Source organism: Photobacterium kasasachensis (assembly GCF_050336885.1).
Classification (GTDB): Bacteria; Pseudomonadota; Gammaproteobacteria; order Enterobacterales; family Vibrionaceae; genus Photobacterium; species Photobacterium kasasachensis.
The window spans coordinates 96655-121309 of sequence record NZ_JAKJSH010000017.1; the positions used below are offsets into that span (position 1 = coordinate 96655).

Below are 24655 nucleotides of genomic sequence, written 5' to 3' on the forward strand. Positions count from 1 at the left end.
TTTACTTTTCATAACAATTATTGACCTGATGTCACCTTTTCAGAAAAAATAAGGAAAGATGTAGCCATTTTTGACGATTTTTACACCAGTAAAATCTATTTAAGGTGCCTGTACAGCTCGAAACCAAAAAGGGTAACAAGTATCTTGTTACCCTTTGGCTATATCACGACAGAAGAGTTAAAACCCTTCAACGCCATGCATATCAGGTAGCTTGTGGGCGATACCTTTATGACAGTCAATACAGGTTTTCTCCCCACCAGCTAACGCCGTCGAATGCTGATTGGCTGCTCGCTGTGACTGGCGGGTAAAATCCATATAAACAAACTCATGACAGTTCCGGCATTCCAGTGAGTCGTTTTTCTTCATTCTTGCCCACTCTCTGTCAGCCATATGCCGTCGCCTTTCGTTGAATTTATCTAGCGTCGAAATTGCGCCGGTAACCCAAGCATACACCTCTTTTGAAGCCTGCATCTTACGCGCCATTTTATCTGTCCAGTCATGAGGAACATGACAATCAGAGCAAATAGCCCGCACACCGGTACGGTTGGTAAAGTGGATGGTGCCTTGAATTTCCTGATAGACATTATCTCTATGGCAGCTCACACAAAATGGCTCACTATTCGTAAATTCCATACCTGTGTTGAAGGCACCCCAGAAAAGGATCCCGGCAATAAATCCACCCAGGGTTAAAAACCCAAGACTGAAATATTTCGATGGAGAACGAACCAGCTGCCACCATTTCTTTATCCAGTTCCACATGCTGGCTACCTCCTCACTGCTCTTGATCAATTAAGGTGTCAAGATCTGTGAAATCAGTACCGACCAGTTGCTTCGCATCGGTTTGTACCACATGACACTGCTGACAGAAGTACCTTCGCGGAGAAAGCTCTGCTAGGAAGTTACCATCACGATCCATATAGTGAGTCACACTGATCATGCGGGCCTGCGTTTCCTCTACCCGGCTCCGAGCATGGCAAGACATACACTTATTCACATTCAGATCGACTTGGTAATTGTCAATCTTGTGCGGAATAACTGGCGGCTGCATCGGATAACTTCGCTTCGGAATAATGTCAGTATTGAGAGGATGGCTCATCACCGGAGGCTCGGGCTGAGTATCTAGCGCCGACATACGCAGTGTCGCCAACTCCTCATCAACAATCGCAGTAGCCGCAACCACTACCGCGGCAGAAAGTGACAAAGCGGCCGTTAGCAAAAGAAGTACGGAAATTAAACCCTTCATTATTCAGACTCCTATGCTTTCATTATTTTAATTGCGCACTTCTTGAAGTCAGTCTGCTTGGACAGCGGATCGGTTGCATCCAATGTCACCTTATTAATGAGCTGACTGGCATCAAACCAGGGTACAAACACCAAACCTTTCGGCGGCTTATTACGGCCCCGGGTTTCCACTCGCGTGATGATTTCACCGCGCCGGGAAACAACCTTGGCCGCATCGCCGCGTCGTAATCCGCGGGATTTTGCATCCTCAGGGTGCATAAACACTTGTGCATTCGGATAAGACTTAAATAACTCTGGAACCCGTTGCGTCATAGAACCGGAGTGCCAGTGCTCAAGCACCCGACCGGTAACAAGCCAGAGGTCATAGTCTTTATCCGGCGCTTCAGCCGCCGGCTCAAAAGGCAGTGCAAAGATGATCGCTTTACCGTCAGGCTTGCCGTAGAACTCAAAGCCCGCACCTTTTTTTACATACGGATCCGAACCTTCACGATAGCGCCATAGGGTTTCCTTGCCGTCGACAACCGGCCAACGTAACCCGCGAGACTGGTGATACATCTCAAACGGTGCCAGATCATGGCCGTGGCCACGGCCGAATTCGGCATATTCCTCAAACAACCCTTTTTGCACATAGAAGCCATATTCTGTCGCTTCATCATTAATCTGTCCTTCCGGCAGATCGGACAGCGGGAACTTGTTGACCTGGCCGTTGATGAACAACACATCAAATAGCGTTTTACCCTTGTAACTCGGGTTCGTATCCAGCAGTTCTTTCGGCCATACTTCTTCCGTTTTGAACCGTTTTGAAAACTCCATTAACTGCCAGAGATCTGACTTGGATTCGCCGGGCGCCTTGACCATCTGATACCACAGCTGAGTTCGACGCTCTGCATTACCATACGCACCTTCTTTCTCGACCCACATCGCAGTGGGCAAGATCAAATCGGCAGCCTGAGCCGTCACTGTTGGATACGCCTCGGAAACAACAATAAAATTATCCGGATTACGGTAACCCGGCAGGGTCTCCTCGTTGATATTGGCCGCCGCCTGGAGATTGTTGTTCACCTGGATCCAATAGGCATTGATCTTTCCGTCGCGTAATAGACGGTTTTGCAATACCGCATGAGCACCAACTTTACCCGGGATAGTCCCGTCTGGTAGTTTCCAGATCTTTTCCGCTGTCTTACGATGTTCAGGGTTGGCAACCACCAAGTCTGCAGGCAAACGGTGGGCAAAAGTACCTACCTCACGGGCAGTACCACAAGCCGATGGCTGACCGGTTAATGAAAATGGACTGTTACCTGGAGTGGAAATTTTCCCGGTCAGAAGGTGAATGTTATAGACCAGGTTATTACACCAAACCCCACGAGTATGCTGGTTGAAACCCATGGTCCAGAATGACACTACTTTAGTATCGGGGTTTGCATAAAGCTCTGCCAATTCAATAAGCTTATCCGGTTTCACGCCAGAGAGTTCACTAGCTTTTTCTACCGTATACTCCGAAACAAACTCTTTGAATTCGTCAAATGTCATTGGATCAGAGGCGCCACTGTCCGGGTTCTTCGCTTTTTGCTGCAGTGGGTGCTCGGGGCGCAGTCCGTAACCGATATCTGTCGCCCCCCGGCGGAAGTTAACATGCTTGCTGACAAAATCTTGGTTTACCTTGTTGTTGGTAATGATGTAGTTGGCAATAAAGTTAAGAATGGCAAGATCAGACTGAGGAGTAAAAACAATAGGGATGTCTGCCAGCTCAAAACTACGATGCTCAAAAGTCGATAGGACCGAGACTTTTACATGCGGACTCGACAAACGTCGGTCAGTTACCCGGGTCCATAAAATGGGGTGCATTTCCGCCATATTAGAGCCCCAGAGAACAAAAGCGTCAGCCGCTTCGATATCGTCATAACACCCCATCGGCTCATCAATACCAAACGTCCTGATAAAGCCAACAACGGCAGACGCCATACAGTGCCTGGCATTAGGTTCAATGTTATTGGAACGGAACCCTGCTTTCATCAGTTTCGATGCGGCATACCCTTCATAAACCGTCCACTGGCCCGAGCCAAACATTCCTATCCCTTCCGGGCCCTTCTCTTTCAGCGTCGCTTTCCATTTCTCGGCCATAATGTCGAAGGCCTGATCCCAACTCACCGGGATGAACTCTCCGTTCTTGTCGTACTTACCTCCTTTCATACGCAGCATTGGCTGAGTCAGGCGATCATCACCATACATAATCTTAGAGAGGAAATAACCCTTCACGCAATTCAGGCCACGGTTCACTGGCGACTTGATATCACCATGAGTCGCAACAACTTTATCATCCTTCACCCCAACGTTTACCGAGCACCCTGTTCCGCAAAAACGGCACGGTGCTTTTTGCCATTTCAACTGAGTTTTTGATGCATCCGTCACCACATTACTGGCCTTCACCGGGATCGTCATTCCAATCGCTGCCGCTGCAGATGCTACGGCCTGCGCTTTAATAAACTTCCGTCGTGAACATTTCATTACGACCTCTCTGCATACTTCACTGTTTCGGCCATCTCTACAACGCGGCCTGTTTTAACTGGTAATTAGCCTGTAAGCACCTGTAAAAACCACACCAAAAAGCCATAACCGCCCACAACGGCTACAGCTAGAATCGGAAACATGATTACGGTAATAAACAGGAAAGCTTTGAGCTCAGCTCGGCGTTGATTCTCATGTTCCATCCGCCTACTCCAAGACTATTTCGATATGTTAACTCTAGTCAGCTTCTGGGAAATTGATAACTCTGACAGTAGTAGGAGGCGTCATAAAAATGGTAAGAAAAACAGACATCGTATCGGAAACTATTGAAGAGGAAGCTGAAGTCCGGAGATACACGCAGTTGCTGGCTGTTGCCAGCCCCCCTTTAATGTTACTCTCGAAGGTGAGGACAAAATAAAAGGATTTATGTGACGTCTATGGCTACCAGCAAAACGAAAAGCAGTTTTTATCGCCGCCTGTATCTTGCTCACCTGATTGACAGCGGCATCTCGACAGTGCCCGGCATTCTCGAATACACCGGCATGCCGAGACGAACAGCCCAGGACACCATTAAAAGCCTTGCTGACTTGGATATCATCTGTACCTTCGTCCAAACCAAGGGGGAACGTAACCGCAGCGGCCACTATAAGATTACTGACTGGGGAGCGATTAACAAACAATGGATTATCGATAATCTGACAGAGATAAAACTGGTCCTCGACTACCCCTAAGACATGAACCACCTAATAAGCTTGCCCTTCAAGTAACACGTAACCAAGTATGTTTATCCTCTTTACGTGTCTGTTGTCGGAAAGCATAATCCCGGATCTATTGTTACTCTGCACAAACGGAATTTTCCTTGGAACTACTATCAATTGATTTTCTTGGCCGCCCATTGCGATTGGAAGGGTCGATGGCGGGCTGGCAGCAGCTTTTCTGGAATAATACACTGGTATCCCAAATTAATGCCGATGCTGATCATACCAACCAGCATGTACATCAGTTCGAACTGAGTAATGACGAAGAAGTGATTCAATGTCGTGTCGAGGTGGCATTAAGCTGGCAACCATTCTTGATGGAATATCGCCTGAGTGCCAACGAACAACTCATTGCCGACGGCTCAAGAAACACCAAAGATATTGAGCAACAGACGCCGGAAGCCCTACCGTCTCCCGAGCGAAAGTTTAGCTTAATCGGCTTGGCGTCTCTGGGCATGAAGCTGCTAAAAAGTGCCAAGGTAATCAAAGGAGTATTAGCTGCAGCCAGTCTCGCTGCCTACTCCTGGCTATTTTCCGTCCAATTTGCCCTCGCATTGGTTGCCTGCTTGGTCTTTCACGAGTATGGCCATATCAGGGCAATGAAATACTTTGGCATGAAAACCAAAGGTATTTACCTGATACCTTTTCTTGGCGGACTGGCACTGAGTGACGAAAAGATAAATACGCGATGGCAAGATGTGGTCATTTCGATCATGGGCCCGTTATTTGGCCTTATTATGTCTCTCATCTGCACCCTGGCCTACTGGACAACCGGCGAGATGTTTTTTGCTGGTCTGGCTGTATTTAATGCCCTGCTCAACTTGTTTAACCTACTGCCAATCTTGCCGCTAGATGGCGGGCATGTGTTAAAAAGCATCAGCTTTTCAATGAATAGTAAGGTGGGAATCAGCTTATGTGCCTTGGCGGCAGTAGGCGGCGTTTGTCTGAGTTATTCTCTGGGGCTGGCACTGTTCGGCTTTCTGCTCATCATGGGCTCTATCGAGATCCTGATCGAATGGAAATATCGCCACAATAGCCACCTTCTCCCGCTTGATCGTTATGGGCAAATCGTTTCCTTCGTGTGGTATGTCGGGCTGGTCGGTGCATTGGTTGGAATAATCTGGTATTTCGCAGGCACAGGCGACGCCATGCTAGGGCTGCCACTGAAAGTGTTGGGATCTTAGATTGGAATACTCCTCCCTCTTTTCAAGGGGGAAGCTGAGAGGGGGTTAACATAACACCCCCCCTAGCCCTCCCCTTCATAAGAAGAGGGAACAAGAACCTACTTCTTTTTCTCCATCATTGCTTTTAAATCAGCAAATGGATTAAACGTCGCCGCTTCATGATCATCTTCACCTGCTTTGATCACACTGCCTGTCTGCTGATCATGCTCGGTATATTTTTCATGCTCGTGATCATGGCAAAACAGGCATAGCAACTCCCAGTTACTGCCGTCTTCCGGGTTATTGGTATGATCATGATCGACATGGTGTACCGTCAGTTCACGAAGGTTGGAGTAAACAAACTCTCTGGTACAACGACCGCAAACCCAAGGATAAAGCTTCAGCGCTTTTTCACGGTAACCTTGTTCTTTGCGGGCATAAGCGGCACTAGTGCCGTAATAATCTGATGACATAATTCAGCCTGATGGTTCGTTAAAGCAATTATCTAAATCTACCGCAAGTGTACCCAAAATACATCGCAATAACCGGACAAAACACACATTGTAATGATTTTCCACTGGCTCTGGTTACCGATACGCACCACTTCCGGCGCATAATTACGCAAAACGCCCCATGAAGCCAGCCTCGGCTCAGCCTGATTGAACAAAATTAGCCAAGGGATCAGCAGAATACTGACAAAGTCGTGAAAAATAGACTAAAAATGAAAGGAAGCAATCAAAGATTTCATCAATATTAATATGGGCGTTGTAGAATAACATCTTGATAGACATACAATGACAGAGTTATGTCAAACCCTTGATTGGTTGCAAATTAATCTAAGGCATCAATTCTTGCATAATTTGAAGTAAAAAAAGGTCCACCCTAGATGTAATGCAGGATGAGTATGTTAGTATTCAGCCCAAATTGTTCATAGTGAATCGATTTTTCACTGTAAAGAGAAGACGGATATGGCTTTTGATTTTTCTAAAATGACTGTGGATTTATCGGCAATGCCGACAACAATTGATATGGGACACGCTTGGTTAGGCGGTCTGGTATTAGTGTTACTGGTTTTATATATCGCCAAAAAAGGCAAACCAGTTGAAGTCGAGAAAGTTGTCGAGAAAGAAGTCGAAGTAGAGAAAATCGTTGAGGTTGAAAAACCTGTAGAGAAGATCGTTGAAGTTGAAAAGATCGTTGAAAAAATTGTTGAAGTTGAGCCGAAGCTAAAAACAGCAACTCCGGATGCAGCCCTTCAGCTACTTTCTTTGCTTCAACAAGAAGCCCGTTTTATTGATTTCATGCAGGAAGACCTGAAAGGTTTTGCTGATGCAGAAATCGGCGCTGCCGCTCGTGTTATTCACGAAGGTGGCCAGAAAGTCCTAAACGAATACTTCAGCTTTGCCCCTGTTCGTTCTGAAGACGAAGAGACACGCATTACCCTGCCACAAGGCTTCAATGCCTCAGAAGTGCGCCTAACAGGTAATGTTATTGGCGAAGCACCTTTCACTGGAACCCTTATCCATCGCGGCTGGAAAGTGACCGACGTTAAACTGCCTAAGCTGGCAGACGGTCATGATGCAAGTATTGTAGCCGCCGCTGAGGTAGAACTGTAATGCAAGATACACAAGAACATCGTTTTAGCGTTGGTATCGACTTAGGTACCACTCACTGCGTACTGTCTTATGTCGATCTGCAAGATGAAGAAGCAAAAGTCAACGTCATGCCGATCGCCCAACTAACCACACCGGGTAATGTTGAAGAAAAAGATCAGCTGCCATCATTTATGTATCAGGCTCACGAGTCTGAACTCGCAGAAGGCGATACCGCCCTGCCATGGAATGCGCAACCAAAAGCAATTGTCGGCGCAATGGCACGAACGCTTGGCAGCAAAACGCCAATCCGCCTTATCGCCAGTGCTAAGAGCTGGCTATGCCACGGTGGTGTAAACCGTCGTGATGCTTTCCTGCCGCTAAACAGCCCTGAAGAAGTTGCAAAGGCATCCCCTATCGATGCCACTCGTAACTACCTTGAGCATCTGGCAGAAGCCTGGAACAACCAGCACCCTGAAATGCCGCTGTTTGATCAGGATGTCACCATCACGGTTCCGGCCTCCTTCGACCCTGCAGCCCGCGAACTGACAGCAGAAGCGGCACGTAGCGTTGGCTTCAAGCATATGACCCTGCTAGAAGAGCCACAGGCAGCCGTATACAGCTGGCTGAAGAATAACGATGACACCTGGCGCGACCAAGTGTCTGTCGGTGATGTGATTCTGGTGGTTGATATCGGTGGTGGTACCACAGACCTTTCACTTGTTGCGGTAACCGAAGAAGAAGGTAACCTGACATTGAACCGCGTCGCGGTTGGTGATCACATCCTTCTGGGTGGTGACAACATGGATCTGGCGCTGGCTTATCGCTTGAAGATGAAGCTAGCTCAGGAAGGTAAACAGCTTCAGCCATGGCAAATACAGGCGATTACTCACGCTTGCCGTGATGCCAAAGAAGCCCTGCTAAGTGATGCAGAGCTACAGGCAGTACCAATTGTTGTACCAAGCCGTGGCTCCAAGCTTCTTGGCGGCACGCTGCAGACCGAACTGACACAAGAAGAAGTCCAGCAAACACTGGTAGAAGGCTTCTTCCCTCAGAACAGCATTGAAGAGCACCCTGTTGAAATGCAGCGCGGCGCCCTAACTCAGATGGGCCTGCCATACGCACAAGATGCAGCCGTGTCGCGTCATGTTGCCGGCTTCCTGAGTCGCCAGTCTTCAGCTGTTGACGAGCTGTTTGAAAAATACGACCAGCTACATGAAGACTTCATCCGTCCGACAGCAATTTTGTTTAACGGCGGTGTACTGAAGTCAGACCTGCTTTCTCAGCGTCTGCTGTCTATCATTAACAGCTGGCTAGCGGCGGGTGGCAGTAACGAAGCTAAACTGCTTGAAGGCCTAGACCTTGATCTGGCTGTTGCAAGCGGTGCTTCTTACTACGGTTCAGTACGTAAAGGTAAAGGCGTTCGAATCCGCGGTGGTATTGCAAGCAGCTACTACGTGGGTATCGAAAGCTCTATGCCGGCAATCCCAGGTATGGAACCGCCTCTGGAGGCACTGTGTGTCGCACCATTCGGTATGGAAGAAGGTACTCACGCTGACGTTCCAAGCCGCGAGTTTGGTCTGGTCATCGGCCAACCGGTACAGTTCAAGTTCTTTGGTTCCACAGTTCGCCGTGAAGACCCGGCCGGCACCCACCTTGACTGGTGGCAGCCGGAAGAATTGGAAGAACTACCAGCTATTCAGGTAACACTACCTGTTTCTGACGGTCGTACTGCGGGTGAGGTTGTGCCTGTACGTCTTGCGTCCCGTGTTACCGAACTTGGTACACTATGCCTTGAAGCCATCCCTACCGATGGCGGCCAGAAATGGCAGGTCGAATTCGACGTTCGCGAAAAGTAATCCCTACCCTGTTACGGCGCATCCATGATGCGCCGTAATTTTAACGGAGTAACCAATGTCTTCCCCTCGTTATCTAGTCGGTATCGATTTAGGTACAACCCACACTGTTGTCGCTTATACACCAATCACCGACGAACTCGAAACAAGCCCAATCAACATCTTTGAAATTGACCAGCTTATCGCACCGGGTGAAGTTGCCCGCAAACCACTGCTGCCTTCGTTTCGCTATCACCCTGCAGAAGGTGAAATAAGCCCGTCAGAACTGGTATTGCCATGGGATATCCAACCGGTTAAAGGCGATATCAGCAATGCTATTATCGGTGAATTTGCCCGCGAGCTTGGCGCCAAGGTTGAAGGCCGTCAGGTCGTCAGTGCCAAGAGCTGGCTTTCGCACACTGGTGTTGATCGCAGCGAGGCCATTCTGCCATGGTCGTCAAATAGCAGTGTCGAGAAAGTCTCGCCGGTAGTAGCCAGTGCCAGCTATCTTAACCATGTTCGACAAGCTTGGGACTATCACCATCAGGATGCCAAACTTGCCGATCAGGAAGTTGTGGTGACTGTTCCTGCGTCCTTTGATGAAGCAGCACGCGCACTGACGCTGGAAGCCGCAGCAATGGCAGGGTTACCAAAGATTCTGCTACTCGAAGAGCCTCAAGCCGTCTGTTATGACTGGTACGCAAAAAACAAAGACACTGCCGAAGCTCAGCTTAAAGATATTCCGCTACTGATGGTGTGTGATGTTGGCGGTGGTACCACTGATCTCAGCCTTATCAAGGTCAGCACAGAAAATGACAAGCTGACCCTTGATCGTATCGGTGTTGGTGACCACCTTATGCTTGGTGGTGACAACCTGGATTTGGCTCTTGCCCACAAAGCTGAACAGCGCCTTCACGGTGGCACCAAGAAGCTTAGTGCTGCAGGCTTGTCAAAGCTTATACAGCAAACTCGCAAAGTGAAAGAACAGCTGCTTTCCGGTAATGCCCCGGAGTCGGCCAAAGTCACCTTGCTGGGTAGCGGATCTCGCCTTATCGGTGGCTCGAAAAGTATCGAGCTAACCCGAGAGGAAGTTCACAGCATAGCACTCGACGGTTTCTTCCCTAAAACGGAATACAGTGATCAGCCAAGTCATCGCCAGGCCGCTGTGGTCGAGTTTGGCCTGCCCTATGCAGCCGATCCGGCAATCAGCAAGCATCTGGCTCAGTTTATTGACCTGCATGACTCAGTCTGCCGTGAGGCTCTGGAAAACAATGGCGCGGATCTCGAGGCAAGCCTTCCGGCAATTCCTTCCGCTGTATTGCTTAATGGAGGAGTGTTCAACAGCCCGCTATTGTCTGAGCGTGTACTCTCTACATTCACCCACTGGAGAGGTGACACCGTCACTGAGCTTCAAAACCCTCACCCAGATCTTGCAGTGGCATACGGGGCTGTCGCCTATGCCAAGGCACGTCATGGCGCACAACTGAAAATCGGTGGTGGTTCTGCCCGCTCTTTCTTCCTGACGCTTGAAGACAAGAAAAAAAGCAAACAAGGGATCTGCATCCTGCCCAAAGGGATCGATGAAGGCACAGAGATACACTTAACCGATCGCAAGTTTGCCCTGACGCTTGGGGAACCGGTTCGCTTTAACCTTGTTTCATCAACCGATGACAGCCACACTGAAGCCGGTGAACTGTTTGCTATCGACTCTGACAGCTTCGTTACCCTCCCCCCATTCATTGCAACGCTGGACAGCGATCGTGATCGTGCCGAACTGGCTGCCAACCAAAAGGACCGCGAAGAAGTCACGCTAGCTTGTCAGCTGACCGAAGTGGGTACCCTGCAGATTGAATGTGTCAGTGTGAACGATGACAGCAAGCGCTGGAAAGTAGAATTTGCTATCCGCAAGGATTTAGCCAAGCTTAATCGTGGTAGCGATGACGCCACCATGGCGGAGTCTATTCTGCCAGCTCGTATGGATGATGCTATCAGTGCGATTAAGCAAGTTTACGGTGGTAGCACCAAAAATGCCGATGACAAAGCCATCAAAACCCTTCGAAACAGTCTTGAAAAAATGCTGGGTAAACGCGACAACTGGGAAACGCCCTGTCTGCGCGAACTGGCTAATGCCCTGCTTGAAAGTAAGAAACGCCGTCGTCGTTCAGATATTCATGAACGAAACTGGCTCAAGCTGACGGGTTTTGCGATGCGACCAGGCTTTGGCTACCCATCCGATGACTGGCGAATGGAACAAGTTTGGGCTCTCTACCAGCACGGGCTCCAGTTTGACAGCAAAACGCAGACGTGGAGCGACTGGTGGACATTCTGGCGTCGTATAGCCGGTGGCCTTAGCCAAGAGCAGCAACTGGTGATTTTTAAGGATATCGCCAAATACATAAATCCTGGCGCAACACGCAACAGCAAGCTGAACAAAGAGCTTCAAGAGCGTAGCTATGAAGATATGGTCCGCCTTGCAGCCACACTTGAGCATCTACCTTTTGAGAAGAAGCTGCAGCTTATCGAGTGGATCTTTGGACGTCTGCAAAAGGCCCAATACTCTCAGGCGCACTGGTGGGCCATCGGGCGTATCGCAAGCCGCAGTCCGTTTTATGGCAGTGCGCATAACCTGCTGACGCCACAGCATGTCGCCTACTGTTTGCCCGAGCTTATGGATTACGACTGGCGCAAAGATCCAAACATCGCTTTTGCCGCTGTTATGATGTGCAGAATGACAGGTGACCGCACTCTAGATATTGACGATCAGAACCGTGCCGATGTCATCGCCAAACTAAAGGCAAGCAAGGCTCCGGATAGCTGGATTCAGATGGTCTCGGAAGTAAAAGTACTTACAGAGGCTGAAACCAAGCGAGTATTCGGGGATGCATTACCGACAGGGCTTCGGCTAATCGATTAAGGTTCTGTTAGGGTATAGGCTGGTAATCTCATTTTTATAAAGTATTTCATATTCTCTGCCACGGTATTCATGCAGAGAACGCAATATACCTAGTGAGTATTACAATGAACCGTACCCAATATAAGATAATTGCTCAGCGGATTTTTAAATCAGAAAATCAGCGCATCGCTGTTGAGGCGGTGATCTTTGACGGCTTGTCCAGCTATGAAGCTGAGAAGCGCTTCGATGTTCCAAAGGGAACACTTTCTCGCAACGTCAGAAAGTATAAAAACGAAGTCGATTACCTTAAGAACATTGTTGCTGCGTAATCATTTCTACATACCGTAATCAAAAACGGAGAGCGTTGCTCTCCGTTTTTATACCCACCTATTTAGTCCGACTCAGGCTACTGAACAACATGCTGAAAGCACTCTCATCCGTTGATCTCTGTTTGCTACACAGGTGAAATAATCCTGCACTTACCAGCAACAGAGCTAAGTGGGTCAATATACCTAAACTCAGATAGGCATCTAACGGATTCTCATCGGTCAGGATAGTCAGAGGCAGTGAGTAAATATCACTCAAAAAATCACCAATTTCACTCGTACCGAATACTAAATAGGACATGACTTTTATCGCTATTACCGCAACCACAACCGCAACCATTGGGTAAGATATCAGCTGAGACACAACCAACAATACGCAAGCTATCGGCAATAAAGACAAGCTCATCAATGTTACCCTGCCGATAAAACCAAACCAGTGCCAAAGCATGTCAGGAACAGTTATCGCAAAAGACACCATCGTATCCATAGGCATCCATAGCTTCGCCAGTAACCAAACAAGTACATCAGAAAAAAGCAGCAGCATGGATGTAATGAGTGGAATAATCACAAGCGCAAACAGTAATTTTGCGGCAATGGCCAGATGATCAGAAACAGGGACGGCACGCCAGAACATTAAGCTGCCTTCATTACGCTCTTTACGTAAAGTTTTGGGAACATAAACCAGGAAAAGCAATATATAAACACAACCGGCAACAACTTCATTGAGTTTTCCGACATAACTGGCAAAACCGAGCGAGTCAGTCCCTAGCACCCACTCCCCGGCTCCCGAAGATTGAATATAGAAACTAACGTTGTCACCGCTCATTAGCAATGCAAAATTCAATACGGCAAACAATGCGATAAAAAGCGGTAACTTTACGACGATACGATATTCTATCAACTCTTTTTCGAGCAGATGTAGTAGAGCTCTCACAGTCTGACCTCCTGCTGAGTAGCAATAAATATATCTGCCAGGCTTGCAGACGATACTTCACCCAGAGACTCAAGCTCTGATCGTTCGGTAGCTTCGAATATCAATTCATGCTTGTTGCTTCCCGGCCTGTGATAAAGTGGAGCCAATGATAAAGCTGCATCCAATGTTTCAGGGATAACAGTCAGCTTTGCAAAACGAGACTCAAGCTCATCGACCTTTGCCTGAAGAACCGTTTTTCCTTTTCGCAGTACCAAAACATCAGTAAGCAAATGTTCTATTTCCGCAACTTCATGGCTCGCAATAATCAATGCCCGTTCACCCTCTCTGAACCACGACATTAAACTGCGATAGAATACTTCTCTGTACATCAAGTCTAGGCCGAGCGTTGGTTCATCAAGAATTAGAACTCTGACATTTGTTGCCATCACGATAGCCAGGTGCAACTGGACTTTCATTCCCTTGGATAAGCTTGCAATTTTAGCCGAAAAGTGAATATCGGTGTCATTCAAATACTGTTCAGCAATGTACCGCTCAAATGAAGGGTGAACACCCGCCATATATTTCAGGATCTGCTTTACTGTCATCCAATTTGGCAATACAGCCACGTCAGAAATATAGGCCAGATCATTAACTACTTTTACCCGTTCCTTTTGCGGATGGAGACCAAATACGGATAACTTTCCGTCAAATGCCTGTGTCCCTAGCAGCGATTTGATTAACGTCGATTTTCCAGCGCCATTATGCCCTAATAAACCAAATATCTGGCCAGTATGGAGCTCAAAGCTAACATTATGTAGCGCCTGATGCTGCTGATATGACTTATATAGCCGTTCAGCTTTGATCAATATTCCCACGAGATCTACCTATTGCAGATTGATTGTATTCAGTTTGGAAATGATACCAAACGAAAAGGAGAAAGAATAAGCGCCAACTGAATATACCCAAACTATCTCAAAATACAGGGTGCAGTGAGAATGACTTGGATATAGCTAGCGCTTCATTCGGTAACGAGCTAAAGAAATGGAATACAGGCAAGCAATAGCCAAGGCGAACCGACTTGGCATATTCAAAGCAAGGCACATAAATTTGACACTGAATAACTGCTTAACAATGCTTTCTCATTCGAGCTGAAAATTCAGAAAACAATACTAAAGGCTTATTGATCACCTCTGTTTAAGGCAATGGTATTCATGATAAATATCGCATTATTCAAACGAAAGAAAGTTTATGCTCCCCAACCAGGTAGAGATTCTTAATGCATGGCATCACGATGTTAATAAGCAATTATATTTTTAAGACAAAAGAATCCTATCACTCAGTAGCACATATGATGCGCTTCCTGAATGTCATACCTATCCATCACTCGAATATCGAGCGGTTATGTGTTTAGTTTGATAATGATATAATGCTATTTATGCATTACTCTTCTTTTTCGACCAAATCTTCTGGATGAACGCCATCTTTTTCCATCAATGCCAGAATCTCAGTCATACGAACTTGGCGCGCTTCATCTTTAAACTCATGCAATACTGCAATTAGATCATTAATTTTTTGAAGTGGAATACGTTTAATAACGGCTTTCTGGCGTCCTGGCACTTCATCAGCAAAATCAATTAACATCTGACGATAATCAACACGCTCTTCTTTAATCGTACCCGTTGTTGAATCAACGTTCTTTAACATTGCGGTCAGTGCTTTTTCAGCAGCTGCAAAACTATCCATGAAACATACCTCTTAAATCATATACCAGCATGTTATTACTCAGGCTTCTGTATGGAAAACCAATACAAGATTTATTTAGCCTATATGCAATAGCCGGGCAATTGATACTTTCAGCTCAAAAAAGAAAACAACCTCAAAGGAATCGTAGAGGTCGGCAACTGTCTGTCAATTAACATCAGTAACGATTGCGATATCTATTCACACTCTAATTATAATGGAAATTGACGGCACATGTGGCCCGCAAGACAGTTTAACAGGCAAATAATACCTCTAGAAAGCGATCTTGTGAACTCAATTTTAAACAAAAACATCAATTCCGCGAGCGAAATGCCCTATCGCGAAGTCGTTACTCAGAGTGACATTGATATTTTGGTTCAATAGCAGCCATTTAGCAACAGCTGCTATTAATAAAAGTAACAATTTCCTTTCGTCAACAGTGAGTCAAATGGTCGATAACGCAATATAATTGCGAGATATACCCAAGCTACCTCAAGATGCAGGATTCAGAGTGAGACCAGCGAGCTCAGTTTAGGGAAAATGACGGTAGGAATGGCTTTTCCTTGTGATCCTGTTTCTCCCCCACTTCTTCACATGCCTCCATCAAGATTGAAGGCACATTTTCCGCAACAAAAGGCTATCAGACATATCAGTCAATCTGTAAAACTAATCTTGGAAACATATCTGTTCAACCCGGTAAAGATTACAAGGCAATCTCAGTAAATAAAGAAAAATAGAACTGGGTTCAGCTAAAGCAGCCACATGCCAAGCCAGAAGCGATGATGCTTATTTCAAAACTGCCGTGAATATTGTTCAGCGATCAGTTCCGAGCTTTTTCGCAACACATTAATAGTGTTCACTAGGAGTCAACGCCACAAGTAAAATTCAGCTTTCATGTAGTAATGAGCGCTACCTACAGAAAATCAGGCTCAAACTGAGCAAAGAGTTCGAACAATATGCCCCCTTACTGATAAGCTGAATGTAGCCACAGCTAGGGGACCATTTCGTGGCTATTGCATCAAGCTTCTATATATAGAGGAAGCAGGTAATAAATAGAGTGAAGATGGCGAACTTGTAACCACTGCGACTCTTTTCTTATTTCTGTTATACCGATCAATATTTTGATTTTGCTTTAAACGGACTTTGTTGTTAACCTTATCGTCGTTAGTAAGGTTTTGAATATAATGGCCTTTTGGCGGACATTAGCGCAGTTTGGTAGCGCACTACTCTGGGGGAGTAGGGGTCGCTGGTTCGAATCCAGTATGTCCGACCAAAGGGCCATTTTTTATATCCTGTAAACATCACTTCTCTCGAGCCATCTCTCCGAAAACTACACGAATCTCCTGCTTGTTACCAACACCAAACTGAGGTGATTTTCAAATGAAAGTTATGTGCTAGCGGTCAAAAACTTGCGATGAATCCAATTTTCTATTTCATATGATATGCAATTGATCTGTATCAAAGTACTATAGCCAGGTAAGACTTTGAGGAGACAATAATGAAAATCAATCCAACTTGTAGTAAGTGCGGACAGTCTGATGAGTTCCTTATCACTGAAGATGATGTGTATATCTGTATTTGTGGTCACAAGTGTACAAAGATTGATGAGATAAAGAGTGTTCAAGTTCTTCAACCAGCCGAAGAGCATTACCAACACCTGCAAAAGCCTGCTTACATGCACTGATATTTGCACCTATATAAAGCTAACAACACAACCTTTCTAATTTTCTCGCTTTACTGCCCTTCTTAAGTTCAGCTCCCGGCCCGGGAGCTGCTCATTCTTCCTCTTCAATACTTCATTAGAATAGTTATTAACTCGCTATTCATTTGCTCAAAGCACCTAATTGGAGATTAGCCCATGTGTTTTTCGCACAAGAATCAAACAGTTGTTAATTTTTCTTGAAATCCAGCAACGTCAAATCAGTTAAATTTTCTACAGATTAAGTTAAATTTAGGTTAAATCTCTATTTCGGCAATATTGAACAGCGTACAGAATTGCAAATAATTATTATCGCCATACCAAATATAATTGCATGAATTTTATAGACAATTTTTATAGACTGGCATTCTGTAAGCTTCTAAGTCACAAATCTCATTTGAAAAACGTGAGCAAGATCACGCTGCATTCAAAGAATTTCGTGCTAACTTGCAGCGCCTTCTTTGGGCAATACATCCGATTCTATGTTTCACAATTGTGAATGCAACAAGTTACTGATACTGATGCATTTGTGAGCAAAAAAAAATATAAATCCAGAATCGTATTCAAGAACTGTCACATAAATGGACGTTCCGGTTCGCTCAGTCTGTTCTACTTGGCTGAGCCTGATATACAGGAAAATTTTATGAGTGTTACTAACGAAACTTGGTTAACATCGCTAAACGATGGCCTGTTGGCTGTTATCGGCGAAGTTAATGGTGTTTTATGGGGCTGGCTACTTATTTACCTACTGGTTGCAGTAGGCGTATACTTCACTTTACGGCTAGGCTTCATTCAAATCCGCCAGTTCAAGCACGCTGTTGCTGTTCTTAAAAGCGGCAAAGATGTCGATAACGGCATCAGCTCGTACCAGGTATTTTGTACTTCAATGGCTGCCCGCGTAGGTACGGGTAACATGGCCGGTGTCGCCGTGGCCCTAACCGTTGGTGGTCCAGGTGCTATCTTCTGGATGTGGGTTATTGCCCTGTTCGGTATGTCGACTGCATTTATCGAATCAACACTGGCTCAGATCTACAAAACCAAAGACGTTGACGGCCAATACCGTGGCGGCCCGGCATACTACATGGAAAAAGGCCTGGGTATGCGCTGGATGGGTTCTCTATTCTCGGTGTGCCTGATCATTGCATTTGGTCTAGTATTCAACGCTGTACAGGCCAATACGATCACGGATGCCCTGAACCACTCTTTCGGTTTTGACGAAACTGTAATGGGCGTGATCATTGTCGCGGCCTCAGCGTTCTTCATCATGGGTGGCCTACGTAAAGTAGCCGCTGCATCAGCACGTATTGTTCCAGTGATGGCAATTGGTTATCTTGCAATCGCTCTGATTATTGTAGTGATGAACATTACTGAACTACCAGCAGTAGTCGCTCTGATTGTTAAGAGTGCATTTGGCTGGCAGGAAGCTGCGGCAGGTGGTGTGGCATACACTATCGCACAAGCTATGCAGAGTGGTATTGCACGTGGTTTGTTCTCAAACGAAGCCGGCATGGGTTCTGCTGCTAACGTAGCAGCAAGTGCAACACCAAACCCTAACCACCCTGCGTCTCAGGGCTTTGTTCAGATGCTTGGTGTATTTGCAGATACGCTAGTGATCTGTACGGCTTCTGCTGCAATGATCATGCTATCAGGTGTCATGGACCAGCCAGATGCTGCGTCAGGTATCGGTCTACTACAGCAGGCGCTAACCAATGAGCTTGGTGGCTGGACGACTTACTTTATGGCAGCAGCTATTCTGCTATTCTGCTTCTCGTCTATCATTGCGAACTACACTTACGCAGAAACAAACATCATGTTCCTTAACGGCAACACTAAAAAGGGCTTGTTTGTATTCCGTCTGATTGTTCTGGCTATGGTAATGTTTGGCTCTGTTGCTTCCCTGCCAGTGGTTTGGAACCTTGCAGATGCCTCTATGGGGATGATGGCTCTTGTCAACATCATTGCTCTGGTACTACTGTCAAAGCTAGCAATCAAAGTAATCAAAGACTATGAAATGCAGCTAAAAGCCGGCAAGACACCTGAGTTTGACCGTTCTAAGTTCCCTGAGCTAGACGAGCTGGATGGTGCATGGCACCCAGAAGGTACTGAGCCTGTTGCGGCTTCAGCGACTAAGTAATCCAGCACAATAAACTCATGCAGTGAGATAATTTATCTCCTGCTTGGAATATCAAAAAGCCAGCAAATTGCTGGCTTTTCTTTTCCTGTTCGACGGAGTTACAGAGGATTACTCAAACTCTACCAAAACTGTTAATTGCTTCTCTACCGGCAACGCAGCGCTCTCTATCACTATCCCGCCTTCTTGCTTTTTCCAGCCAGTCATCGGCTTGCCGTTGAGTTTTACTGTCTTCACCTGGCCTTCAAGACCAAACCATTCGAGATGTATCGGACGTGCCGCCGGTGCATTTGCATACTCACCTTCTGATGAAATCAGCAACTGAACACCATTGGCCATCCCTTTTGTTTTCAGAGTTGTTTTACGTAACTCTCCCTTAAGGTAAACATTGGTGGCACCATCATCTTCATAAAGCGTAAACTCACCGTTGCTACCGTAAATTCTTGCTCCAAGAACGACCGGCACATCACTGGTTAATGGCATTTCTTGCTGTGCATTGACCGGAATAATGGCACCTTGGCGAGCGAATAGTGGCAAGGTCAGCACGTCATTATCGATAACAGAAAGCTGTTTGAACCACTCCCCTTTACTGACAACTTGTTTACCAGTGCGGTAGTCAAACCAGGTTCCACTCGGTAAGTAGACATCTGTCGCTGTTTGACCTCTTTTCGCAATAGCAGCCCCCAGCAAGTCTTTACCCATCATTTTCTGGGCCGGAAGATTCTTGGCCATAGGATCGCCGCCGAAGTAGTAATCCATTGACGGATAAACCGGCTCTGCTGCAATATTGGCACGGTGAGCCAATGAGTATAGGTACGGTATTAACTGGTAGCGCAGCTTAATGCTGGCTTTGTTACTTGCAAGATCACCAACACGATCCGGAGCCGTTTCTTTACAGTTACATAGGTTTTCGGTGTGCGGGCGTACAGGCACCTCAAACAGAGAACTATAGGCGAACCACTGTGTATAGGTTTCATCCAGAGCCGCTTCCTGCTCTTCAGGCAAGACACTGAGCGCACGGCGGTGGAAACCACCAATATCCGAACTGTAGTAGTCAATTCCAGACAGCACCATATTTGGCTGCATGCTGAACTGAGTGGCCAGGCTCTCGAGGTTAGTACCAATATCTGCCGACCACATAGTCGCACCAAAGCGCTGAATGCCAGGCGCCCCTGAGCGCGACATCATAAACGGACGCACGTCAGTCTCATTGCGCTGATAGCCGTTGTAGATACTTTCCAACCACTTGTAGTTATAAATATTGTGGACATCATTCTGTTTTTTCCCACCAGCATATACGCTGAGCGGGTTATACATTTCAGGCTCACCCAAGTCAGTCCAGTGACCAATCACGCCCATCTCGATGAGTGGTTTACGTTTCCAGTCGTGCCAATGGTCACCAGCTTCTGGATTAGTCCAGTCGATCATGCCACCTTTGCCCCACCAGTAGCCGTAGCCATTCGGATCGGAGTCAATAGGCTTAGCGGTTTGTGGGCCCATCACTAAGTGTCCATTTTCGGCTAGGTCTGCGTGCTCCTCCAAGCCATCGCTGACGTAGGACTCTTCTATCAGCATCATGCCAACACCCTGCTCTTTGAGTGCCTTAATTTTCTGCTCAGGTGCCGGGAAGTGTTCGAGATCCCAGGTCAGGGTTCCCATCGGACTGGTTGCGCTAAATGCTTCGACGTTACCGAACCACTGCAGATCCATGACCACACCGTCGATAGGAAAGTCCTGCTGCTTTAGCGTACTTAATTTATCATCAAGCTCCTGCCAGTTATCAAAACCATATTCCGACAGCCACATCCCAAACAGCTTACGCGGCGGTACAAGTGGGTTCCCCACCAACGCCATATATTGCTGTCTGAGATCAGGCAAATCATCACCAGCCATGAACAAAAAGCTCGGCTCACCTTCAAGCTGTGATACTTTCCAAGGTGCTTTGGTGAAATCCCAGCTCGCTGAGTACACCGTATCCAGGTACAACGCGTAGTTCTGCTGCTTGGAGTTCAATGCATACAACACAGGAAACTGGGTGTTACCAGTACCGCCGCCCTGGTAGCCTTCCATCTTATTGCCGCCCTGGCGCTTAAACCCAAGCCAGTTAGCATTAAGCTCACCAGGATCATGAAATTCCTGTCCCAGCCCGTTTAGCTGATAATCACCTTCTGAATTGAGGGTAAAGCTATTGCTCTTCTCAGGACAAATCTCGCTAAGCAGGCCTTTTGCTTTCGATGTAACCGTCATGCAGAGGGTTTGCGGATCAACACCTACCTTCAAATTGGCCGTTTCAAAACCACCTTGGATACGGTTTAGTGCCGACGGTCCGCTAAATTCATCAAGCTTAATTAACTCGGTGGAAGGTAGCGCCTGATCTTTAGACTGCGCTTTAAAGGCGATATGAAGAACATCATCATCAAGCACATCGATAGCTAAATCACGTACCGGTTGGCGGGCCTTATCGAGAATTCTCGTTTGATGCTGTGCGACAACATCATCTCCGAGTTTCTCAGTGAGAGATAAAAGAAAGGCTTGCTGACTATAATATGTCTTGCCGATCATCGGCTTCAGAGCTTTGCGCAGGTTCACCTCAGGAATTGCTTTGCGCATTCTGAATATCTGGGCGGCTTCCAATCGGTAGCTTTCGCTGTTCTGATAGCGAATATGTTCGACCTCTGCAAAGGCCGAGCAACTTATTGCCAATAAGCTAGGCACAGCAATCCCCAACATCAAATGCTGTAGTGGTTTCTTTCCCGTCATGTTTCTTCCTTAAATGGTACCGGGCAGCTAGTCACGCATTATTAATAGTTTCAGTAATAATGCTGATCTCTTCGCTAATGGTATTTTCAATATAATTAACGGGAATATACGTCGAGGAAAAACTGCTGAAAAGTGATTGTTATCAATAATTTATTTGTACTGGTCACGTCACTAAATGTGCAATCAAAAGTAAACCGCAGTCACAGAATGTGATGATGGTTATGGTTTAGTATAAAGCCACCCTTGGCATACTTCTTTTTGGCTCCATTTCCATCGCAAGCAAAATCCTCGCACAGAACTAACGAGCAATAACCGCTCAGCAAGGCGGTTAAATTCCCGACAGTTAAATCAGCAGAGTTTTATTAAGTTTGCTGCCCGTTGATGGCTTTTCTTCCGACAACCTATTAATTATCAGTTAGCTACGCAAACGCTGTCATAACCTTCGCCTTATTCATAATGCAACTGTATGTATTTCGTCATTGCCCATACTAATAATCTTGGCTATATTGCGCCCGCCTCGCCATTTGCGGGGCATTTTTTTATCTGAGTTTTACTTTTTAGGTAGTTATATGACCTTTTCTAAGCCTCTCGTCGCATTATCTGTCACGCTGGCACTGGCTGGCTGTACACAAACAGCGAATCAATCAGAATCTAATCAACCGGACAATGCCTTCACGCTGACCGTTGCCCATATCAACGACACGCATTCCAATTTCGATCCGGTTAAATCCAGTTTCAAAGCCGACGAAACACTGGTTTATAACGAGTTTGGTGGCTTTCCTCGCCTGCAAACGATGGCTGAAGAATACAAACAAGCTGCCAAACAACAAGACAACAGTTTTCTGTTCCTGCACGGCGGCGATGCATGGCAAGGTAGTGCCTATTTCAAGCTCAACGAAGGAGTAATGAATGCCGAGCTTCTAAGTAAAATGGGACTGGATGCTATGGCACTGGGCAACCACGAGTTCGACCTGAACAATGCCAAGCTCAACCGGTTCATCAGTGATATCAACTTCCCGGTTGTTGCCGCCAATATCGATACCAGCCACGATGCCGATCTAAAAGATCAAACAAACCTCAAACCTTTTGTTGTCTTTGCTTTCGACGGAAACAGCAAAACAGTGATCAATAATCTGGATAACCTGCCTCGGGATAAAAACCTGGTTGCAGTATTCGGTATCGCCCTTGACGACATGCCTAACCTGGCACCGAATACCGGTAAGGTGATATTCCATGACATGGTTGAATCCTCTCAGGCCACTGTCGATATACTTAAAGAGAAGGGAATCAATAACATTGTAGCCCTCACCCACATTGGTAATGCCGTTGATCTGGAGATCGCATCGAAAGTAAACGGTATCGATCTAATTGTCGGCGGTCACTCTCACACACTCCTTGGCGATTTCACCAATATCGGCCATGACCACAATGGTGTCTATGCGCAGATGGTGCAAAACCCCAATGGCCAGAGCCAAACCTGCGTGGTTCAGGCTGGCCAATATGCGCAGGCAATTGGCCGACTTGCTGTTAGTTTCGATACCAATGGCGAAGTAACAGCCTGTAACGGTCTCAATACCCTGCTAAGCAATGACGAATACTTCCACTCCCCGACCCGAGAAGCGGAAAGCCAGTTCAATGAGACTGATACTGCCAAAGTGGCTGATTTCATCGATGGCGAAGACAATATCACCATCACCGAGGAAGAACCGGCGATGCGTGGTCTGATAGACAGCAAGTACAAGCCTGCCGTCGACCAGGCGTACGGAAACGTGATTGCTCAGGTTACTGAAGAAATTACCCACGAGCGCCGCCCGGGTGATCGTGGAACAGACAAACACGGCTCGGATGTTGCTGCAATTATTGCCGAAGGTCAGTATTACTGGGCGAATACCGCAGAAGTCCAGCAAGTAACCGGGATGAAAGTCGACTTTGCCCTCATCGGGGCTGGTGGTATCCGTACCAATATCGAAGCTGGTGAATACCGTGAAGGCAACGTCTCACTCGAAATGCTACCATTCTCAAACTTCATGTCAGTGCTGCCGGTGAAGGGGGCTGATATCAAAGCTCTCATCGAAGGTGCTATTTCCGCTACCTTGCCTGAAGGTTCACATGCCGGCAAATTCCCGTACGGCGGCCATATTCGCTATCAATACTCAGAAACCATCGCTAACCAGGCTGGTAAGCTGGATTATGTTGAAGTAATGACGGGACCAGCTGAAAACCCAACCTGGACAGCGCTTGATGACAACAAAACCTACAACGTTGCAATTAACAACTACAACGCAACAGGTAATGACGGCTGGACACCGCTATTCAAGGCACAGAAAAACAGCTCAGGGCGCATTGATCTTGCCTATGTCGACGGCAAGCTAACAGGCTTTACAGTAGAGAATATCGAGGAAGCCGACGGAAAATATAAAGTTCGCTACGAGACCCAAGGCCCGGACTGCAAGGCGGAGAATACCCGTTGTAACACCGACGCCCAGTCAGTTATCGACTTCATTGCCAATGAGCGACCGGCGCTTACACCGCTCGACTATCAAATCGTGACTTTCGAGCGCATCAAGTAAGACGCTAACTTCCCAAGGGCTTTCTGTTCGAAAGCCCTTTTCATTTCAAGTCTTGCAATAACCATGATCTCTTTTCCAGCTCTCACTCATTTTTTCGAGTACACAAGGCGGTAGCGGACGGTGGGCCCTTGCTGGCTTAGTCGCGATAGTGCGGTATCCGGCAGCGATCAGGCGTAAATCAAACGCCCTGTCGATAGGCATCCCGGCACGACCTAAATCCCAGCGAAATACCCTTAACGACATATATTCATACGGCGCTAACTCTCCGCCATATGGATACTTTAAAACCTTGCCATAGGCATGTTTTGCCAGTTCGAAGTTAACTTCAATCATAAGCACCCCCAAACACACTGGTTATAATAACAGTAGTCCGTTACAGGGTAGCTTGCAAAAAAGATTAAGTAAAACCATACCTAAATCAAACCTAGGTCAAAAAAATACTACTATTGCATCAGGTTAATGCTATTTCTCCCCTTACGTAATGGCAGCATATTGGCCGATTCCCTTTTTACCGTGAATTATTAGCAT

The 24655-nt window shown here is 46.7% G+C and carries 19 protein-coding genes and 1 tRNA gene; 10 read left to right on the plus strand and 10 right to left on the minus strand.

Going from position 1 to position 24655, the window contains the following annotated elements; genetic code table 11:
• Positions 1–177: 177 nt before the first annotated feature.
• The 4 genes from L4D19_RS22005 to L4D19_RS22020 form a co-directional block, all read right to left on the minus strand.
• On the minus strand, positions 178–759 hold the full coding sequence (locus L4D19_RS22005) for a NapC/NirT family cytochrome c (protein WP_160654606.1): 582 nt from the start codon (positions 757–759) through the stop codon (positions 178–180).
• 13 nt (positions 760–772) lie between these two features.
• On the minus strand, positions 773–1243 hold the full coding sequence (locus tag L4D19_RS22010) for a nitrate reductase cytochrome c-type subunit (RefSeq protein WP_075762059.1): 471 nt from the start codon (positions 1241–1243) through the stop codon (positions 773–775).
• 11 nt (positions 1244–1254) lie between these two features.
• Complete coding sequence (gene napA, locus L4D19_RS22015) at positions 1255–3747, minus strand: nitrate reductase catalytic subunit NapA (RefSeq protein ID WP_428454262.1); 2493 nt, start codon at positions 3745–3747, stop codon at positions 1255–1257.
• A 65-nt stretch (positions 3748–3812) separates the two neighbouring features.
• Positions 3813–3950: a periplasmic nitrate reductase, NapE protein gene (locus tag L4D19_RS22020; protein ID WP_428454263.1), complete on the minus strand. Its 138-nt coding sequence runs from the start codon at positions 3948–3950 to the stop codon at positions 3813–3815.
• A 234-nt stretch (positions 3951–4184) separates the two neighbouring features.
• Between L4D19_RS22020 and L4D19_RS22025 the strand changes: the two genes are divergently transcribed.
• Positions 4185–4478, plus strand: coding sequence for a winged helix-turn-helix domain-containing protein (locus L4D19_RS22025; RefSeq protein WP_075762061.1), 294 nt, complete (start codon positions 4185–4187; stop codon positions 4476–4478).
• 128 nt (positions 4479–4606) lie between these two features.
• Positions 4607–5689: a site-2 protease family protein gene (locus L4D19_RS22030; protein ID WP_428454264.1), complete on the plus strand. Its 1083-nt coding sequence runs from the start codon at positions 4607–4609 to the stop codon at positions 5687–5689.
• Positions 5690–5787: 98 nt separating this feature from the next.
• On the opposite strand, the gene L4D19_RS22035 is transcribed toward L4D19_RS22030, so the two are convergent.
• Positions 5788–6141 (minus strand): YajD family HNH nuclease, encoded by a 354-nt coding sequence (locus L4D19_RS22035; RefSeq protein WP_075762063.1) that lies wholly within the window; start codon positions 6139–6141, stop codon positions 5788–5790.
• A gap of 516 nt (positions 6142–6657) precedes the next feature.
• Between L4D19_RS22035 and L4D19_RS22040 the strand changes: the two genes are divergently transcribed.
• The 4 genes from L4D19_RS22040 (at position 6658) to L4D19_RS22055 (ending at position 12317) form a co-directional block, all read left to right on the plus strand.
• Complete coding sequence (locus tag L4D19_RS22040) at positions 6658–7284, plus strand: DUF2760 domain-containing protein (RefSeq protein ID WP_075762114.1); 627 nt, start codon at positions 6658–6660, stop codon at positions 7282–7284.
• Positions 7284–9119: an Hsp70 family protein gene (locus L4D19_RS22045; RefSeq protein ID WP_428454265.1), complete on the plus strand. Its 1836-nt coding sequence runs from the start codon at positions 7284–7286 to the stop codon at positions 9117–9119. The genes L4D19_RS22040 and L4D19_RS22045 overlap by 1 nt, the downstream gene beginning before the upstream one ends.
• Before the next feature lie 55 nt (positions 9120–9174).
• The gene (locus L4D19_RS22050; RefSeq protein ID WP_428454266.1) at positions 9175–12009 is read left to right on the plus strand and encodes an Hsp70 family protein; all 2835 of its coding nucleotides are present in this window, start codon (positions 9175–9177) and stop codon (positions 12007–12009) included.
• Positions 12010–12113: 104 nt separating this feature from the next.
• Entirely contained in the window at positions 12114–12317 is a 204-nt protein-coding gene (locus tag L4D19_RS22055; RefSeq protein ID WP_075762066.1) for a helix-turn-helix domain-containing protein, read from the plus strand.
• A gap of 58 nt (positions 12318–12375) precedes the next feature.
• Here the strand turns inward: L4D19_RS22055 and L4D19_RS22060 are convergent, their stop codons facing one another.
• The 3 genes from L4D19_RS22060 to L4D19_RS22070 form a co-directional block, all read right to left on the minus strand.
• Positions 12376–13248, minus strand: coding sequence for an ABC transporter (locus L4D19_RS22060; RefSeq protein ID WP_428454267.1), 873 nt, complete (start codon positions 13246–13248; stop codon positions 12376–12378).
• Positions 13245–14102 (minus strand): ABC transporter ATP-binding protein, encoded by an 858-nt coding sequence (locus tag L4D19_RS22065; RefSeq protein WP_428454268.1) that lies wholly within the window; start codon positions 14100–14102, stop codon positions 13245–13247. The genes L4D19_RS22060 and L4D19_RS22065 overlap by 4 nt, the downstream gene beginning before the upstream one ends.
• 565 nt (positions 14103–14667) lie before the next feature.
• Entirely contained in the window at positions 14668–14970 is a 303-nt protein-coding gene (locus tag L4D19_RS22070) for a hypothetical protein (protein WP_075762069.1), read from the minus strand.
• Between the two features lie 1193 nt (positions 14971–16163).
• Between L4D19_RS22070 and L4D19_RS22075 the strand changes: the two genes are divergently transcribed.
• From L4D19_RS22075 to L4D19_RS22085, 3 genes are all read left to right on the plus strand, one after another.
• Positions 16164–16240, plus strand: a tRNA-Pro gene (locus tag L4D19_RS22075).
• Between the two features lie 225 nt (positions 16241–16465).
• A complete protein-coding gene (locus L4D19_RS22080; protein WP_160654590.1) occupies positions 16466–16651 on the plus strand; it encodes a hypothetical protein in 186 nt (61 codons plus the stop codon).
• A gap of 658 nt (positions 16652–17309) precedes the next feature.
• Positions 17310–18800, plus strand: coding sequence for an alanine/glycine:cation symporter family protein (locus L4D19_RS22085; RefSeq protein ID WP_428454269.1), 1491 nt, complete (start codon positions 17310–17312; stop codon positions 18798–18800).
• Positions 18801–18908: 108 nt separating this feature from the next.
• Here the strand turns inward: L4D19_RS22085 and L4D19_RS22090 are convergent, their stop codons facing one another.
• Positions 18909–21557: a TIM-barrel domain-containing protein gene (locus tag L4D19_RS22090; RefSeq protein WP_428454270.1), complete on the minus strand. Its 2649-nt coding sequence runs from the start codon at positions 21555–21557 to the stop codon at positions 18909–18911.
• Between the two features lie 569 nt (positions 21558–22126).
• Between L4D19_RS22090 and L4D19_RS22095 the strand changes: the two genes are divergently transcribed.
• Positions 22127–24127, plus strand: coding sequence for a bifunctional metallophosphatase/5'-nucleotidase (locus L4D19_RS22095; RefSeq protein ID WP_428454271.1), 2001 nt, complete (start codon positions 22127–22129; stop codon positions 24125–24127).
• A 45-nt stretch (positions 24128–24172) separates the two neighbouring features.
• Here the strand turns inward: L4D19_RS22095 and L4D19_RS22100 are convergent, their stop codons facing one another.
• Positions 24173–24460, minus strand: a complete 288-nt coding sequence (locus L4D19_RS22100; protein WP_075762073.1) for a hypothetical protein — start codon at positions 24458–24460, stop codon at positions 24173–24175.
• Positions 24461–24655: the final 195 nt, after the last annotated feature.

What these genes read in the sequence shown, in the direction of transcription:
- L4D19_RS22005 (WP_160654606.1), bottom strand. Translation starts at nt 759, where the DNA reads ATGTGGAACTGGATAAAGAAATGGTGGCAGCTGGTTCGTTCTCCATCG.
- L4D19_RS22040 (WP_075762114.1), top strand. Translation starts at nt 6,658, where the DNA reads ATGACTGTGGATTTATCGGCAATGCCGACAACAATTGATATGGGACAC.
- L4D19_RS22055 (WP_075762066.1), top strand. Translation starts at nt 12,114, where the DNA reads ATGAACCGTACCCAATATAAGATAATTGCTCAGCGGATTTTTAAATCA.
- L4D19_RS22045 (WP_428454265.1), top strand. Translation starts at nt 7,284, where the DNA reads ATGCAAGATACACAAGAACATCGTTTTAGCGTTGGTATCGACTTAGGT.
- L4D19_RS22050 (WP_428454266.1), top strand. Translation starts at nt 9,175, where the DNA reads ATGTCTTCCCCTCGTTATCTAGTCGGTATCGATTTAGGTACAACCCAC.
- L4D19_RS22100 (WP_075762073.1), bottom strand. Translation starts at nt 24,460, where the DNA reads ATGATTGAAGTTAACTTCGAACTGGCAAAACATGCCTATGGCAAGGTT.
- L4D19_RS22010 (WP_075762059.1), bottom strand. Translation starts at nt 1,243, where the DNA reads ATGAAGGGTTTAATTTCCGTACTTCTTTTGCTAACGGCCGCTTTGTCA.
- L4D19_RS22095 (WP_428454271.1), top strand. Translation starts at nt 22,127, where the DNA reads ATGACCTTTTCTAAGCCTCTCGTCGCATTATCTGTCACGCTGGCACTG.
- napA (WP_428454262.1), bottom strand. Translation starts at nt 3,747, where the DNA reads ATGAAATGTTCACGACGGAAGTTTATTAAAGCGCAGGCCGTAGCATCT.
- L4D19_RS22025 (WP_075762061.1), top strand. Translation starts at nt 4,185, where the DNA reads ATGGCTACCAGCAAAACGAAAAGCAGTTTTTATCGCCGCCTGTATCTT.
- L4D19_RS22070 (WP_075762069.1), bottom strand. Translation starts at nt 14,970, where the DNA reads ATGGATAGTTTTGCAGCTGCTGAAAAAGCACTGACCGCAATGTTAAAG.
- L4D19_RS22080 (WP_160654590.1), top strand. Translation starts at nt 16,466, where the DNA reads ATGAAAATCAATCCAACTTGTAGTAAGTGCGGACAGTCTGATGAGTTC.
- L4D19_RS22020 (WP_428454263.1), bottom strand. Translation starts at nt 3,950, where the DNA reads ATGGAACATGAGAATCAACGCCGAGCTGAGCTCAAAGCTTTCCTGTTT.
- L4D19_RS22090 (WP_428454270.1), bottom strand. Translation starts at nt 21,557, where the DNA reads ATGACGGGAAAGAAACCACTACAGCATTTGATGTTGGGGATTGCTGTG.
- L4D19_RS22085 (WP_428454269.1), top strand. Translation starts at nt 17,310, where the DNA reads ATGAGTGTTACTAACGAAACTTGGTTAACATCGCTAAACGATGGCCTG.
- L4D19_RS22035 (WP_075762063.1), bottom strand. Translation starts at nt 6,141, where the DNA reads ATGTCATCAGATTATTACGGCACTAGTGCCGCTTATGCCCGCAAAGAA.